A 15,860-nucleotide genomic window follows, 5' to 3' on the forward strand; every position below is an offset into this window, starting at 1 on the left:
CACCCTCTTCGTGGTGCGGTTCGCTCAGCGAGAATCGAGTATTCGTTCGACGCACGCCACACTTTGCAACCAAAGGGAATCTCGTGAGCGACAATCCACCCAACGGACCGCAGTACGGCTCCGATCCGAACCAACCCCAGTACCCCACGAATCCAGCGTCCGGTTACCCGCCGCCCGGCAACTACCCACCCCCGGGCAACTACCCACCGCCGCCGGTCGGCGGCAACGCGGCATTCGGAATGGGTTCGCAGCTGCCCGGCGGCGCGCAGCCCGGCAGCCTCGGATCACGGTTCGCGGCCCGCTTCCTGGACGGACTCTTTCTCGCTCTCGTCCAGATCATCCTGTTCTTGATCTTGCCCAGCGGGTTCTTCGGAACATTCCTGATGGGTCTCGCGTCCGCCCTCCTCGGCTTCGCGTATTTCACGCTGCTCGAGTCCTCCCGCGGCCAGACCGTGGGCAAGCAGCTCCTCGGCCTGCGCACCCTCGGCGCAGCGGGCGGATTGCCCACTCAGGCGGAGGCGGCCAAGCGCAATGCCTTCCTTCTACTCAACATCGTGCCGTTCATCGGCGCTTTCCTGGTGATCGTGGCGTACATCTTCATTGCGGTGACCATCAACTCGAGCCCCACCAAGCAGGGCAAGCACGACGAGCTCGCCGGCGGAACCCAGGTCGTCAGCGTCTCGTAACAACCCGTCCACGCACGAGCGGACCTCCGTAGTTCGGCGGAGGCCCGCTCGTCTGCGTTCCGGTGTTCCACGGCCTTCGGTGCCCTGAAGTACCCCACTCCTCCCGACCACAGACCAGGAGAACGACGTGAGCGACAATTCAAACGACGAACCGCGTCCCGGCGAGGGATCCGATCCCGACCGCCCCGAAACGCCGAACACTCCCCCGTCGAACACGGGAAACACCCCGCCGCCTCCAGGAGGTGGCTACCCACCCCCGCCCGGGAACTATCCGCCGCAGGGCAACTACCCACCGCAGGGCGGTTACCCGCCTCCCGGTGGATACCCACCTCCGCCCGGAAACTACCCACCCCAGGGAAACTACCCACCCCAGGGCAACTACCCACCCCAGGGCAACTACTCACCGCAGGGCGGCTACCCGCCTCCCGGTGGCTACCCACCCCCGCCCGGGAACTATCCGCCGCAGGGTGGCGCACCCGGCAGCTATCCACCGCCGCCCGGGGCGTACCCGCCGCCGCCCGGCAACTACGGAAACTACGGCAACCAGGGCTACGGTCAGGCTCCGCTGGGGCCGAACCCCGGCCGCCTCGAGGTCGGTGCCGCGCTGAGCTACAGCTTCGACAAGTTCAAGGCCAATGCGGGACCGTGGATCGGAATCACCGCCATCGTGTGGGTGGTCAGCGTCATCGGTGTCGTACTGGTCTTCGCGTCGACGTTCACCGCAGCAATGGCAGCGGCCGACAGCGGTGACACGGCGTTCACTACCACGACGTCCGGGGTGGCCCTCGTCATGACGGCCATCGCCACCTTCGCGTCGTATTTCGTCAACGCCGCCTACGTTCGGGGGGCGCTGGACGAGACCGGCGCGCCACAGAAGCCGTCGTTCGGGCGGTTCTTCCAGCTCACCAACGTCGGTCAGATCGCGATCCTCGCGTTGATCTGGACCGTCGTCAGCGTGGTGTTCAGTTTCATCCCGTTCCTCGGAACGGTCCTTCTGATCGTGATCGGCTTCCTCGCGAACTTCGCACTGACGTTCCTGATCGATCGCAACCAGACGGCGATCGAATCGATCAAGTCCAGTGTCGACCTGACCGTGAAGAACTTCGGCCCCTTGCTGCTGCTCCTGCTGCTGCTGGCCGCGATCAACATCGTCGGTGCGCTGCTGTGCGGTCTCGGTCTGCTCGTCACCATCCCGATCTCGGTGATCGCCACCAACTACGCCTACCGCGTGCTTACCGGTGGGCCGCTGTCCCCCGCACGCTGAGCTGCTCGACACAGACGAACTGTCCCCGTAGCGCACAGCGCTACGGGGACAGTCGCTTTCGAACCTTCTAGGCCTCGGCCGGAGACTCTTCCTTCTTCTCCGGCTTGAAGTCGACGCCCGATTCCTTACGCTGCTGCGGGGTGATCGGTGCCGGCGCGTCGGTCAACGGGTCGATGCCGCCACCGGACTTGGGGAATGCGATGACCTCACGGATGGAATCGACTCCGGCAAGCAGCGCCGTGATGCGATCCCAGCCGAACGCGATGCCGCCGTGCGGCGGTGCGCCGTAGGAGAAGGCATCGAGAAGGAAGCCGAACTTCTCCTGAGCTTCTTCCTTGCCGATACCCATGATCGCGAACACCCGTTCCTGAATGTCCTTGCGGTGGATACGAATACTGCCGCCGCCGATCTCGTTGCCGTTGCAGACGATGTCGTAGGCGTAGGCCAGCGCAGATCCGGGGTCGGTGTCGAACGTATCCATCGACTCCGGCTTCGGCGACGTGAAGGCGTGGTGCACGGCAGTCCACGCACCGGATCCGACGGCCACGTCACCACTGGCCGTGGCGTCGGACGTGGGCTCGAACAGCGGAGCGTCGACGACCCACACGAACGCCCATGCCTTCGGGTCGATCAGGTCGAGCTTGCGGGCGATCTCGCCGCGCACCGCACCGAGCAATCCACGTGATGCCTTGATCGGGCCCGCGGAGAAGAAGATCGCATCGCCGTTGTTCGCACCGACATGTGCGGCGAGGCCGTCGCGCTCGGCGTCGGTCAGGTTCTTGGCAACCGGGCCACCCAACGTGCCGTCCTCACCGACGAGAACGTACGCGAGACCCTTGTGGCCGCGCTGCTTGGCGAACTCCTGCCACCGGTCCAACTGCTTGCGGGGCTGGCTCGCGCCACCGGGCATCACGACCGCACCGACGTACGGGGCCTGGAACACACGGAACGTGGTCTCGGAGAAGAAGTCCGTGCATTCGACCAGTTCGATGTCGAAGCGGAGATCGGGCTTGTCCGAACCGTAGCGACGCATCGACTCGGCGTAGGTGATCCGTGGAATCGGAGCCGTGAAGTGGTGCCCGACGAGCTTCCACAGCGACGCCAGGATCTCCTCGGCCAGCAGGATGACGTCGTCCTGGGTGACGAAGCTCATCTCGACGTCGAGCTGAGTGAACTCCGGCTGACGGTCGGCGCGGAAATCCTCGTCTCGGTAGCACCGGGCAATCTGGTAGTACCGCTCGATACCGCCGACCATCAGCAGCTGCTTGAACAGCTGCGGGCTCTGCGGCAGCGCGTAGAAGCTACCCGGCTGCAACCTCGCAGGCACCAGGAAGTCGCGGGCACCCTCGGGAGTGGATCGCGTGAGCGTCGGAGTCTCGACCTCGACGAACTCGTGGTGCGCGAGCACCGAACGGGCGGCCGCGTTGACGTGCGAGCGCAGGCGAATGGCTCGCCCCGGTCCCTCGCGACGCAGATCGAGGTAGCGGTACTTCAGACGCGCTTCTTCGCCCGGCTGATCGTCGAGCTGGAACGGCAGCGGCGCGGCCTCGGACAGGACCTCGATCTCGGAGGCCTCGACCTCGATCGCACCGGTCGGGATCTCGTAGTTGGCATTGCCTTCGGGGCGGCCCTCGACCTTGCCGGTCACCTTCACGACGTATTCGGCGCGCAGGCGGTGGGCCTGCTCGAGTGCTGCTCCCTCGCGGAAGACGACCTGGGACACACCGGACGCGTCGCGAAGATCGATGAAGATGACGCCGCCGTGATCGCGTCGGCGGGCCACCCATCCCGTCAGCGTCACGGTTCGGTCGACGTGCTCGGGGCGTAATGAGCCGGCGAGGTGGGTGCGCAGCACGGGTGTCCTTTCGAGAAAAATCCGCTGATCGTGTTCTTCGCTCACCGATCCTACGGAGCACATCACCGTAGAAGGAAACGAGATCGCGACGCGGCATGCGAAGCTATGGCCGACAGCAGCGATTTGTGTTCTCGCCACAGGTGGGGGCTCGGCGGAGAGGAACTCGGGCATGACCTTCAGAGAAGGTTCGCGGATGGAGCGGGGTCGAGTCTCCGTCGGCGGCAGCGGGGGTGGCGGACGTGGCAAGTTGGCGATCGGTGGCGGCGCGGGCGGCCTGGTCATCATCGTCCTTGCTCTGCTGTTCGGCGGCGACCCTGGAGCAATCCTGAACCAGATCAGCGGCGGCGACAGCTCTGCGGGGCAGAACGACTCCGGGACGTCGGGAACGCTCGATTGTGACGTCGCAGACGCGAACAGCAACGTCGACTGCCGAATCGACTTCACCGTAGGAAGTCTGGACACCGTCTGGGAATCTCAGCTCCAAGCTCAGACCGGCGTCGCCTACGTTCAGCCCGGCGTGAATCTGTTCTCGGGAGCAACGAACACCGGCTGCGGCAACGCCACCAGCGCCGTCGGGCCGTTCTACTGCCCGGCCGATTCCACGGCGTACTTCGACACGAGCTTCTTCCAGGTTCTCGTCGACCAGTTCGGTTCCAGCGGCGGCCCATTGGCGCAGGAGTACGTGGTGGCGCACGAGGTCGGCCACCACCTGCAGAACCAACTGGGCGACATCGGCCGCGCGCAGGCCGATCCGCAGGGACCCGAGTCCGGTGGCGTCAAGGTGGAGTTGCAGGCCGACTGCTACGCGGGAATCTGGGCGCACTACGCGGCCGACACGGTCGATCCGGACACCGGTGTTCCGTTCCTCGAGCCGCTGACCACGGCCGACATCAACGACGCCCTCTCGGCAGCGTCGTCGGTGGGCGACGACCGCATTCAGCAGGCATCCACCGGCAGCGTCAACCCCGAGGGCTGGACGCACGGGTCTTCTGCGCAGCGCCAGGCATGGTTCACCGCGGGCTACGAGACCGGACAGGTGGCGGCCTGCGACACGTTCTCGGCACGCGACCTCGACAATCCCTGAACCGGCACCGATCAGAACAGGGTCAGAGCCGGCCCCGAGGTCACCAGTTCTCGGGGTTCGGCAGGCTCGTTCGCGGGCAGCGAGCGGGTCTGCTCTGCGGCGAACCCGTAGGTGTCGAGCAGCGGATCGATTCTCGCTTTCAGCCACTGCTTGTACTCAGGGGTCACGTACGCCCCGTGTCCGTAGAGCTGGCGGTATCGACGCACCAATGAGGGGTGTTCCTTCACCAGCCAGCTCATGTACCAGTCCTTGGTGCTCGAACGCAGATGCATCGGCAGCGCCGTCACGGTTGTCGCACCTGCCTCGGCCAGGGCACCGATGAGGCCGTCCAATTGCTTGGCCCCGTCGGTGAGAAACGGAATAACCGGTGCCACCAGAACGCCGCAGTTCAGGCCCGCGTCGCGGACCGCACGAACGAGATCCAATCGTGCTCGCGGACTGGGGGTCCCGGGCTCGAGCTGCTTCTGCAGGTCGGCGTCGTGAATGGCCAGGCTGATGCTCACCTGCACCTCCACCTGCTGCGCGGCCAATGTCAGCAACGGCAGATCGCGTCGAAGCAGTGTGCCCTTGGTGAGAATCGAGAACGGCGTCCCGGATTCGGTCAACGCTCGAATGATCCCCGGCATCAACCGATATCGACCCTCCGCGCGCTGATAGGGGTCGGTGTTGGTGCCGAGCGCCACCGGCTCGCGCTTCCACGACCGGCGCGCGAGTTCCTTGCGCAGTACCGCAGCGACGTTGGTCTTGACGACGATCTGCGAGTCGAAATCGTTGCCGGAGTCCAGGTCCAGATATTCGTGCGTCGGGCGGGCGAAGCAGTATCGACATGCATGCGAGCACCCACGCATCGGGTTGACGGTCCACGAGAAGGGCACCTGCGATTCGCTCGGCACTTCGTTCAGGGCGCTCTTGCACAGCACCTCGTGGAAGGTGATGCCCTCGAACTCGGGTGTCTGCACGCTGCGGACCAGCCCCGATCGCTCGAGCCCCGGTAGCGCCCCGTCGTCCGCGGCGTCGAGAGTCTGACCGGCCCATCGCATGCACACAGTCGAACATTTGTTCTATGTCGTGTCAAGGCCGACTCGTCCCTGACGATCCCCGCTCGGGTGTGGTCACCGGAAGGCGATAGCGTAGGCCCCCAGTCGATCCTAGGAGTGCACCGCCGTGACCGCCCCGAACACACCGACCCTCGAGCCCATTCTCCGCCTCGGCCTCACACTCGGACCGGGCATCGAGATCGGCACGGTGCCCGCCGGTGAGCGGGTGGTCACCACCGTGCTCGGCGGCGCAGCACCCGGCCCCGACATCGAGGGCACCCTCGCAGCCGGGTCGACCGTCGTCAGCGTGACGCGACCCGACGGATGCACCGAGTTCAGCAGCGACCTCGTTCTCGAACTGGCGACCGGCGGTTATCTCTCGCTCGACTACCGCGGAGTTCAGTTCGGGCCGGCCGAGGTCATCGAAGCCCTCAACGATCCCGAGCGTGAGGTGGACCCTGCCACGTACTACTTCCGCGGCACCCTCCGCGTGGCGACGGCGGTCCCGAAGTTCACCTATCTCAACCGAGCGCTCGTCGTCACGTCCGGATCTCGCTCGGCCGAAGCCGTCGTGCTCGACGCATTCCTGGTCACCTGATCCTGCTCATTCGAGCAGCTGGGCGACCTCACGGTCGGTCAGTGTCGCCTGCGGAGTTCGTCCCTTGCTACGGACGAGTTCGACGGCGCGATAGAGCGGCCGTTGGTCGAGTCCGGCGTCGCGCGCCTCGGCGCGCAGTTGATCCACCAGCACCGATGCGATCGCCGCGGCAGGCACCAACTCGGTGGTCCACAGCGAGTCGGCGAGAGTCCGTAACGCAAGGATCGGCAGTTCCCGGCCCCCGTTCCTGGTGTACAGCGCAAGCGCAACCACGATATGCGTACGCCCGTCGTAGAGCCGTAGCGAGATCTGATCGATTCCGGCCGTCCGAATCGTCAGTTCGGCCGTCACCACCTCCGGCATCTTCAGCCGGCGAGTGCGCAACCCTCGCGCGCACAGTTGCGGACCGTCGAGCCATACCCGTCGGCGCAGACCCAGCCAACCCGACAGTACGGCGGGACCGCCGACGATCACCCCGACCAGAACTGCAACCCACACCGGCACGAACAGCGCCAGGACGACGGCGAGAACGATCCCGATCGCGGCCGACCCGACCATGATCTTGCGCAGGCGCGGTGCCAGGAACTCCACCGAGACCAGGTCGAGCGCTACCGGCCCCGCGTTGGACCGAGAGTCACCGGACCGGGACTCACTGGGCAAGGCGCGCTCCGAGGGCGTCGACCACGTCGGCCATCGGAACGGTGTCCTGCTCGCCGTTCGAAAGATCCTTCACCAGAACCGATTCCGCAGCCAGTTCCTGATCGCCGAGCACCAACGCGAACCGCGCTCCGGATCGGTCGGCGGCCTTCATGGCACCCTTGATCCCGCGATTTCCGTAGGCCATGTCCACGGCTATTCCTCGTTCGCGTAGCTGAGCCGCGATGTCTACGACCGCCAGCTTGGCACCTGCTCCCATCGGAACACCGAAGACCTGGCATCGCGACGTCGCGCCCGCGGTCTTGCCTTCGGCGGCAAGGGCCAGCACCGTGCGATCGACGCCCAGGCCGAACCCGATTCCGGAGAGCGCCTGCCCGCCTAACTGTTCCATCAAACCGTCGTAGCGGCCGCCGCCGCCGATGCCCGATTGTGCGCCGAGCCCGTCGTGCACGAATTCGAACGTCGTCTTGGTGTAATAGTCGAGGCCGCGCACCATCCGCGGGTTCACGAGATACGGAACGTTCATCACGTCCAGGTATGCCAGCACTTCGTCGAAGTGTTCCTTCGCCGAATCGGAGAGGTGATCGAGCATCAGCGGTGCGTCCGCAGTCATCGCGCGCACCTCGGGTCGCTTGTCGTCGAGCACCCGCAGCGGGTTGATCTCGGCGCGTCGACGAGTGTCCTCGTCGAGGGGAAGCGCGAACAGGAACTGCTGCAACAGCTCTCGGTACTGCGGGCGGCAGGTGTCGTCGCCGAGCGAGGTGATCTCGAGCCGGAACCCGGTGAGCCCGAGGGCCCGGAAACCGGCGTCGGCCACGGCGATGACCTCGGCGTCCAGCGCCGGGTCGTCGACGCCGATCGCCTCGACACCCACCTGCTGCAGCTGGCGGTATCGGCCGGCCTGCGGGCGTTCGTAGCGGAAGAACGGACCGGCGTAGGCCAACTTGACCGGCAGCGCTCCCCGATCCAATCCGTGCTCGATCACCGCGCGCATGACTCCGGCGGTGCCTTCGGGTCGCAGTGTCACCGATCGGTCTCCGCGATCGGAGAAGGTATACATCTCCTTGCTCACCACATCGGTCGACTCCCCGACCCCGCGGGCGAACAGGCCGGTGTCCTCGAAGATCGGCAGTTCGATGTGGCCGTAGCCGGCGTTGCGGGCTGCGTCGAGCAACCCTTCGCGTACGGCGACGAACTCGGCCGAGTTGGGCGGGAAGTAATCGGGAATGCCCTTGGGCGCGGAAAAGGCGGTCTGCTTGCTCACGCTCACAGCTTTCCTTGCTCGGGGTCGGTGAGTCCAACGAGGAACGGGTTGGACCCGCGCTCCTGGCCGATCGAACTCTGTCCGCCGTGCCCCGGGAGCACCACCGTGTCGTCGCTCAGCGGGAGCAGCCGAGTCGCGATGGACCGCAGCAGTTGATCGTGATCGCCGCCGGGCAGATCGGAGCGCCCGATCGATCCCGCGAACAGGGTGTCCCCGGTCAGGGCCAACGGAACCGAGCCGTCGGGCCCGTCGGCGTGGGCGAGGAACACCACCGATCCCTGGGTGTGCCCGGGGGTGTGCACCACCGTGAACTCGATTCCGGCGAGTTCGAGCCGTAGACCGTCCGTGAGCTCGATCACCTCGGCCGGTTCGTGGAACTCGAGGTCGCCCAGTACCGCCGCCAGCGTCGGGCCCGTTCCCTTGATCGGATCGGCCAGCATGTAGCGGTCCTCGGGTGCGATGTACGCCGGGATGCCGTACTTTGCGCAGATCGGCTCCACCGACCACGTGTGGTCCAGATGACCGTGCGTGAGCAGTACTGCGGTGGGGGTGAGCGAGGACTGCGTCAGGAAGTCGATCAGCGGATCCGCGGCGTCCTGACCGGGATCGACGACGACGCACTCCGACGCGTCGTCCTGGGCCAGGATGTAACAGTTCGTCTGGAACATGCCTGCGGGGAATCCGGTGACGAGCAAGACAAACGCTCCTAAAGGCTGAGGCCGAAGTACCGAGCAAGCTTAGTGGTGCCGCTCTCGCCGGGTCCCCCCAGCATGCTCTCAGGCAGTGATGGCAAACTCGCGTTGGCCGATTCTCGGCCGAATACCACACGATCGGTCCGTGCAGCGAGCGGGCGAGGTCGTTTTTCGACAAGCGGGAGGAACACGAATTGCCCAGCAACGAGCAACGGCGCGAGGCTGCCAAACGAAAGCTCGAACGCCAACTCGTACGCCGCGCCGAGCGAGCGCGTCGTCGTAAGCAATTGACGATCGCCGGTTCCATTCTCGGCGTCGTCGCGGTCGTGGCCGTCGTCTCGGTCGTGTTCGTGGTGACCCGCGGTGACGACGACGCGAGTACCGCCCAGGAGTCGACCACGTCGGCGCCAGCCGATTCGATCATCGCGGCGGGGCGCACCGAGCCACTGCCCGAGACGGTGAACTGCTCCTACCCTGCCGCAGAGCAACCGGCGGCCAAGCCGAACACTCCCCCGCGCACCGACAACGTACCCACCAGCGACGAGCCGCTGAGCTACAGCATGACCACGTCTGCCGGGAACATCGGGCTGACGCTGAACAATCCCGAGTCTCCGTGCACGGTCAACAGTTTCGTCTCGCTCGCCAATCAGGGCTACTTCGACGGCACCACCTGCCATCGACTCACCACGGGCGCGGGCCTGCAGGTTCTGCAGTGCGGCGATCCAACCGGCACCGGCTCCGGCGGACCGGGCTACCAGTTCGCCGACGAATTCCCCACCGACACGTTTGCCGAGGGCGACCCCGCTGCACAGACCCCCATCGCCTACCCACGCGGAACGTTGGCCATGGCCAACGCAGGCCCGGGTACCAACGGCAGCCAGTTCTTCCTCGTCTACGGCGATTCCGAACTGCCGCCCGCCTACACCGCGTTCGGCACCATCGACGAGACCGGACTCGCCACCCTCGACGCCATTGCGGCCAAGGGAGCGCAAGGCGGCGCTTCCGACGGAGCCCCCGCCGAACCGGTAGACATCACGTCCATGTTGAGCGACCTGTGAATCGCACCTCGGCTCTGACGATCGCGGTCTCGGCCGCCGCGCTGGTACTCGCGGGGTGTTCCGGTTCGGCCGAACCGGCTGCTGCACCGACCACCACAACGTCGACGACCACGACGACCGAAGCACCCGCGCCTCGGCCTGCACTCGATCTGTCCCGTTTCGGGGCGTTGCCGCCTGTGCCGCAGCCGACGACCGATACGGTGTCCTGCTCGTATCCGGAGGAGTCTCCGGCCGTCACGGAGGTCGACGCACCTGCGACCGACAACGTCGACGTGTACGGCAACATAGATGTGACGTTGTCCACCACTGCGGGTCCGATCGGCATCACACTCGACCGGACGCCTGCACCGTGCACGGTCAACAGTGTCGTCAGCCTCGTCCAACAGGGATACTTCGACGGCTCACCCTGTCACCGACTGACGACGTCACCGGGCCTCGAGGTACTGCAGTGCGGTGACCCGTCCGGGTCCGGTCGAGGCGGACCGGGATACACCTTCGCCAACGAGTACCCCACCACCGCGTACACCGACGATCCGGCGCAGGCCCAGAACCCGGTGGTCTACCCGCGCGGAACGTTGGCCATGGCCAATGCAGGCCCCGACACCAACGGCAGCCAGTTCTTCCTGGTGTACGCGGACTCGGTGCTGCCACCGCAGTACACCGTGTTCGGCACCATCACGGACACCGGTCTGCAAACCCTCGACGCCATCGCGGCGGGCGGGGTCACCGGTGGCTCCGAGGACGGTGCACCGGCGAACCCGGTGATCGTGGAGTCCGCAGCCTGAGTTCGGATTCGAAAGGCGAGAGGGTGAGCAGAGATTCTCTGCTCACCCTCTCGTCGTTGTCCGGACCTCTCAGGCGGCCGACGTCAGGCGGTACACGTCGTACACGCCCTCGACGTTGCGCACGACGTTCAGCACATGCCCGAGGTGCTTCGGATCGCCCATCTCGAAGGTGAACTTGCTGATCGCCACTCGGTCCCCCGACGTGGCGACCGACGCCGAGAGGATGTTGACCTTCTCGTCGGCGAGCGCCTTGGTGACGTCGGAGAGCAGTCGGTGGCGGTCGAGTGCCTCGATCTGGATGGCGACCAGGAACACCGAGGACGCCGAGGGTGCCCACTGAACCTCGATGAACCGTTCGGATTGCTCTTCGAGCGATCGTGCGTTGGTGCAGTCGGTGCGGTGGACACTCACCGATCCACCACGGGTGACGAATCCGAGGATCTCGTCTCCCGGCACCGGAGTGCAGCACTTCGCGAGCTTCGCGACGACGCCCTCGGCACCGGTGACCAGCACACCCGCGTCGCCGACCTGACGGGGTCGAGTGGGGATGGTCGACGGTGTCGACCGCTCGGCGAGCTCTTCCTCGACGTCGCCGACGCCCCCGAGATGGGCGACCAGGCGCTGCACCACGTGGCGAGCGGATACATGGTTCTCGCCGACCGCGGTGTAGAGCGCGGAGACGTCGACGTACCGTAGCTCGTGCGCGATCGCCGACATGGACTCGGCATTCATCAAGCGCTGCAAGGGAAGTCCGCCTCGACGAACCTCCTTGGCGATACCGTCCTTGCCTGCCTCCAGGGCTTCCTCGCGGCGCTCCTTGGCGAACCACTGGCGAATCTTGGTCTTGGCTCGCGGTGAGGCGACGAACCCCTGCCAGTCCCGACTCGGACCGGCGGTGGCGGCTTTCGAGGTAAACACCTCGACCACTTCACCGTTGTCCAGAGTCCGTTCCAGTGCGACGAGTCGACCGTTGACCCGCGCGCCGATGCAACGATGCCCCACCTCGGTGTGCACGGCGTACGCGAAGTCGACCGGACACGATCCGGCGGGCAGGGTGACGACATCGCCCTTGGGAGTGAAGACGAAGATCTCCTTGACTGCGAGGTCGTAGCGCAGCGACTCGAGGAACTCCCCCGGATCCGCGGCTTCTCGCTGCCAGTCGAGCAGCTGGCGCATCCACGCCATGTCGTCGACCTCGGCGTTGTCCTGCGAATGCTTGCCCTTGGTCTCCTTGTACCGCCAGTGCGCAGCGATGCCGAACTCGGCTGTTCGGTGCATGTCCCGCGTACGGATCTGCACCTCGAGGGGCTTGCCCTCGGGGCCGATCACCGTGGTGTGCAGCGACTGGTAGACGCCGTAACGCGGCTGCGCGATGTAGTCCTTGAAACGGCCCGCCATCGGCTGCCACAGCGAATGCACCACACCGACAGCGGCGTAGCAGTCACGAATCTCGTCGCACAGGATGCGAACGCCAACGAGGTCGTGGATGTCGTCGAAGTCGCGGCCCTTGACGATCATCTTCTGGTAGATCGACCAGTAGTGCTTCGGGCGACCCTCGACGACCGCACTGATTCTCGACGCGGCGAGTGTCGCGTTGATCTCGGCCCGAACCTTCTCGAGGTAGGTGTCGCGGGACGGCGCACGATCGGCGACGAGACGCACGATCTCGTCGTACTTCTTGGGATGAAGAATCGCGAACGCCAGGTCTTCGAGCTCCCACTTGACCGTGGCCATTCCGAGCCGATGGGCAAGCGGCGCAATGACTTCCAGCGTCTCTTTGGCTTTGCGCGCCTGCTTCTCCGGGGGCAGGAACCGCATGGTGCGCATGTTGTGCAACCGGTCGGCGACCTTGATGACCAACACCCGCGGATCTCGCGCCATCGCGATGATCATCTTGCGGATCGTCTCGCCCTCGGCTGCAGTTCCGAGCACGACCTTGTCGAGCTTGGTCACTCCGTCCACGAGATGGGACACCTCGTCGCCGAATTCCTCGGTCAGCTTGGCGAGCGAGTATCCGGTGTCTTCGACCGTGTCGTGGAGCAGCGCCGCAACCAGGGTGGTCGTGTCCATCCCCAGCTCGGCCAGAATATTGGCCACGGCGAGCGGATGCGTGATGTAGGGATCGCCGGACTTGCGCATCTGCGAGGCATGCAGCTCGTCCGCTACGTCGTAGGCCCGCTGCAGCAACGTCAGATCGGCCTTGGGATAGAGCTCACGGTGCAGGCTGACGAGTGGCTCGAGCACCGGCTTGACCGCCGCGCTGCGGCCAGCGGTGATGCGGCGCGCCAGACGTGCTCGCACCCGCCGCGATGCCGAGGTAGGGACAGGTGCCGAATTACGGGTCCCCGACGGAGCCTGCGAATCGGTCGCCGCCGGGTCGTGGGGAACCGGGGCGTGGGTAACCGGAGTGTCGACGGCCGGGCGGGCATCACCGGACGCGGACTCGTCGGTCGTGACGACGTCGACACCGGTCCGATCGGTAACTCCGGTCCGATCGGCAACTGCGGGCCGCTCGGGGACGGCAGGCCGATCGGGCAAGGGCTGATCGATGTAACGGGTCACTCTCATCACCTCCTGCCACACGTTCCGCGCTGTCGTCGAAACGTCAACGCATTGTGAGAGAGACTTTAGTCCTCATACCCGAACCAGGCAGCCGAGCGGGTAGCCACTGCACTTGTCGCGCCCGCCCAGGACGGCGATCTCGAGAACGACAGCAGCGCCGGCGATCACCGCCCCCTGCTCGGCCAACAACCGAGCCGTCGCGTCGACGGTACCGCCGGTCGCCAGTACGTCGTCGACCACCAGCACACGTTTTCCGGCCACGTCGATCGCAGTCGGGATCTGCAGTGCGGCGGTTCCGTACTCGAGTTCGTACGACCGTGAATGCACCGGAGGCGGCAACTTGCCCGCCTTGCGCACCGCGAGCACACCGCACCCGAGTTCGAGAGCAACCCCGGCCCCCAGCAGGAATCCCCGTGCGTCGATTCCCGCCACCAGGTCGACGTCCTCGAAACCCAGAGCCAGTTCCGACACCACGCTGCGTAGCGCAGGGCCGTCGGCGAACACCGGCGTCAGATCGCCGAAGCGCACACCGGGGACGGGGAAGTCGTCGACCCACCGCGTCAGCCTGGTCACCGCGGCGGCCGCACCCACTCGATCTCCTGCGTCGTTCATCGAAGAAGCACCCACCGATCCATGTTCCATCCGGCACCTGCGGCCGTCGGGTTGGGCACCACGTCCTGCATGCCGTCACTGACGACGGTGGTACGCGGCTCGTTGTACAGGGGAAGCGACGGCATGTCGTTCCACAGGATGTTCTCGCCCTCGGTGGCCAACGCCAGGATGCGCTCGGGATCGTCGGTCACCGCCAACTGATCGACGATGGCATCGATTCTGCCGTTGCTGTATCCGCCGACGTTCGTACCGATGCCCGTCCGCAACGAATACCGTGCGGTGACTGCGGCAGCCGAACCCGACGGTCCGGGAAGCGATCCGCTGCTACCGAGGACGGCGTCGACCGCCCCCGCCCGCAGTGCGGACGGTGTGAAGTCCGGTGAGCTCGCGTCCTCGACGGTGATGCCCGCGGCAGCGCAATCGGCAGCCATGCGGCTCACCACCTGAGCGCGGCGTGCGTCCGGCCCCCGGTAGCCGACACGAACGGTCAGAGCGTCCTCGCCCGCCGCCTCCAGTTCTCGGCTCGCCTGGTCGAGGTCCGAGCGCTGGTACCGATCGCCCACCACCGTTGCGACCGACGGGTACTCGAGCGTGTCGGGCTGGACGAGACGAGAGTCGACGACGCCCGAGCCCAGACCCGCAGCTGCCGCCTCGGAACCGGGATGACCCAGTGTGTCGAACAGATCCGATCTCGGGATGCACGCGGCCACTGCTCGACGTGCACTCGCGTCGGCCAGCACCCCCTGGGTTGCGAACGTCAACTGCTCGACGCCTCGCGACGGTTCCTCGGTGGTCGTGAATCCCTCGGTGGGCCCGAGATCGACGGCACCGGCACCGTGGTCGACCACGTCCAGCGATCCGTCCGCAGACTTCGCGGCCAGGTCCGTGCCTTTGGGCCAGACGACAACTTGCCCGGTCTCGGGTGGGATTCCCCACCAGGCGTCGTTCGCGACGAGCACGAGACCGTCCTCGGCGGTGTACGACTCGATGCGGTACGGACCGGCCGAGGGCAGCAGCGAAAGGTCGATCGAGCCCGGCGTCAGGGTCCATCCGGTGTTCCAGAAGTCGGCGATGCGGCTCACCGCATCGTCGTCCTCGGCCAGGATGGGATCGACGACGTTCGGCACGCCCGCTGCCCGAGCCGCGACATGTGCCGGTAGCAGGTCGGTGGCTCCGAACAGGGCACGCCAGTTCTGGTAGCTGCGGCCGGACGCGAAGACGACCGTGGCTTCCTTCGCCCCCGGAACGCAATCGATGCGCTGGATGTCGGAGTACCCGGCCGTCGACGCCGCGTCGAACAGGGGGCGGTCGGTGGCGAATCTTCCGCTGTTCGCCGCCCAGGCCAACACCAGGTCATCGCAGGCCATCGGCGCACCGTCCGAGTACGTCGCGGCGGGGGCGATGGAGTACTGCACGGTCAAGGTGTCGCCGGGAACGACGGACACTGTTCCGATGTCGTTGTCCGACAATGCGTCTCCCTCGGGCCCGAGGTAGCTGAAGCCCACCTGCACCCGAGTGAAGGCCTGCCGGGCTCCCGACGCCGCGCCGTCGACGGTCCTCGCGTTGTAGGTGTTCACCACGTTGTCGAACGAGTAACCGATCGAGGGCACCTTGTCCTCGGGCGACGAACACGCGGTGATGGACACCGCGCCGACACTCGCTGCTACCAGTGCCGCGCTCCACCTGCGTTTCACGTGCACTCTCCG

Annotated in this window: 14 protein-coding genes; 6 read left to right on the top strand and 8 right to left on the bottom strand. The window is 66.1% G+C overall.

Annotated features, from left to right (window positions below; genetic code table 11):
• The first annotated feature begins 83 nt into the window (after positions 1–83).
• Both AB0366_RS11075 and AB0366_RS11080 read left to right on the top strand, forming a co-directional pair.
• Positions 84–686, top strand: a complete 603-nt coding sequence (locus tag AB0366_RS11075; protein ID WP_366243993.1) for an RDD family protein — start codon at positions 84–86, stop codon at positions 684–686.
• A gap of 127 nt (positions 687–813) precedes the next feature.
• Positions 814–1,950 carry a hypothetical protein gene (locus AB0366_RS11080; protein WP_366243994.1) on the top strand — a complete coding sequence of 379 codons (1,137 nt, stop codon included), beginning with the start codon at positions 814–816 and terminating at the stop codon, positions 1,948–1,950.
• A gap of 67 nt (positions 1,951–2,017) precedes the next feature.
• Here the strand turns inward: AB0366_RS11080 and aspS are convergent, their stop codons facing one another.
• Positions 2,018–3,805, bottom strand: a complete 1,788-nt coding sequence (gene aspS / locus AB0366_RS11085) for an aspartate--tRNA ligase (protein WP_366244406.1) — start codon at positions 3,803–3,805, stop codon at positions 2,018–2,020.
• Between the two features lie 169 nt (positions 3,806–3,974).
• Here aspS and AB0366_RS11090 point away from each other — a divergent pair, with 169 nt between their 5' ends.
• Complete coding sequence (locus tag AB0366_RS11090) at positions 3,975–4,889, top strand: neutral zinc metallopeptidase (protein WP_366243995.1); 915 nt, start codon at positions 3,975–3,977, stop codon at positions 4,887–4,889.
• An 11-nt stretch (positions 4,890–4,900) separates the two neighbouring features.
• Here the strand turns inward: AB0366_RS11090 and AB0366_RS11095 are convergent, their stop codons facing one another.
• Complete coding sequence (locus tag AB0366_RS11095; protein WP_366243996.1) at positions 4,901–5,929, bottom strand: Rv2578c family radical SAM protein; 1,029 nt, start codon at positions 5,927–5,929, stop codon at positions 4,901–4,903.
• A gap of 124 nt (positions 5,930–6,053) precedes the next feature.
• On the opposite strand from AB0366_RS11095, the gene AB0366_RS11100 reads away from it, so the two are divergent.
• Positions 6,054–6,524 carry a DUF3237 domain-containing protein gene (locus tag AB0366_RS11100; RefSeq protein WP_366243997.1) on the top strand — a complete coding sequence of 157 codons (471 nt, stop codon included), beginning with the start codon at positions 6,054–6,056 and terminating at the stop codon, positions 6,522–6,524.
• A 6-nt stretch (positions 6,525–6,530) separates the two neighbouring features.
• On the opposite strand, the gene AB0366_RS11105 is transcribed toward AB0366_RS11100, so the two are convergent.
• The 3 genes from AB0366_RS11105 to AB0366_RS11115 are packed head-to-tail and all read right to left on the bottom strand — an operon-like array spanning position 6,531 to position 9,140.
• Positions 6,531–7,184 carry a hypothetical protein gene (locus tag AB0366_RS11105; protein ID WP_121869969.1) on the bottom strand — a complete coding sequence of 218 codons (654 nt, stop codon included), beginning with the start codon at positions 7,182–7,184 and terminating at the stop codon, positions 6,531–6,533.
• The gene (gene hisS / locus AB0366_RS11110) at positions 7,174–8,445 is read right to left on the bottom strand and encodes a histidine--tRNA ligase (RefSeq protein WP_121869970.1); all 1,272 of its coding nucleotides are present in this window, start codon (positions 8,443–8,445) and stop codon (positions 7,174–7,176) included. Before hisS ends, AB0366_RS11105 begins: the two co-directional genes overlap by 11 nt.
• Positions 8,446–8,447: 2 nt before the next feature.
• Entirely contained in the window at positions 8,448–9,140 is a 693-nt protein-coding gene (locus AB0366_RS11115; protein WP_128645681.1) for an MBL fold metallo-hydrolase, read from the bottom strand.
• Positions 9,141–9,331: 191 nt separating this feature from the next.
• Here AB0366_RS11115 and AB0366_RS11120 point away from each other — a divergent pair, with 191 nt between their 5' ends.
• Both AB0366_RS11120 and AB0366_RS11125 read left to right on the top strand, forming a co-directional pair.
• Complete coding sequence (locus tag AB0366_RS11120; RefSeq protein ID WP_366243998.1) at positions 9,332–10,195, top strand: peptidylprolyl isomerase; 864 nt, start codon at positions 9,332–9,334, stop codon at positions 10,193–10,195.
• Entirely contained in the window at positions 10,192–10,980 is a 789-nt protein-coding gene (locus tag AB0366_RS11125; RefSeq protein WP_366243999.1) for a peptidylprolyl isomerase, read from the top strand. The genes AB0366_RS11120 and AB0366_RS11125 overlap by 4 nt, the downstream gene beginning before the upstream one ends.
• A gap of 69 nt (positions 10,981–11,049) precedes the next feature.
• On the opposite strand, the gene AB0366_RS11130 is transcribed toward AB0366_RS11125, so the two are convergent.
• From AB0366_RS11130 to AB0366_RS11140, 3 genes are all read right to left on the bottom strand, one after another.
• A complete protein-coding gene (locus AB0366_RS11130; protein ID WP_366244001.1) occupies positions 11,050–13,542 on the bottom strand; it encodes a RelA/SpoT family protein in 2,493 nt (830 codons plus the stop codon).
• Positions 13,543–13,614: 72 nt separating this feature from the next.
• Positions 13,615–14,154 carry an adenine phosphoribosyltransferase gene (locus AB0366_RS11135; RefSeq protein ID WP_128645684.1) on the bottom strand — a complete coding sequence of 180 codons (540 nt, stop codon included), beginning with the start codon at positions 14,152–14,154 and terminating at the stop codon, positions 13,615–13,617.
• Positions 14,151–15,854, bottom strand: coding sequence for an ABC transporter substrate-binding protein (locus AB0366_RS11140; RefSeq protein WP_366244003.1), 1,704 nt, complete (start codon positions 15,852–15,854; stop codon positions 14,151–14,153). The genes AB0366_RS11135 and AB0366_RS11140 overlap by 4 nt, the downstream gene beginning before the upstream one ends.
• Positions 15,855–15,860 lie beyond the last annotated feature (6 nt).

It is taken from the genome of Rhodococcus sp. NPDC076796 (genome assembly GCF_040702765.1).
GTDB lineage: Bacteria > Actinomycetota > Actinomycetes > Mycobacteriales > Mycobacteriaceae > Rhodococcoides.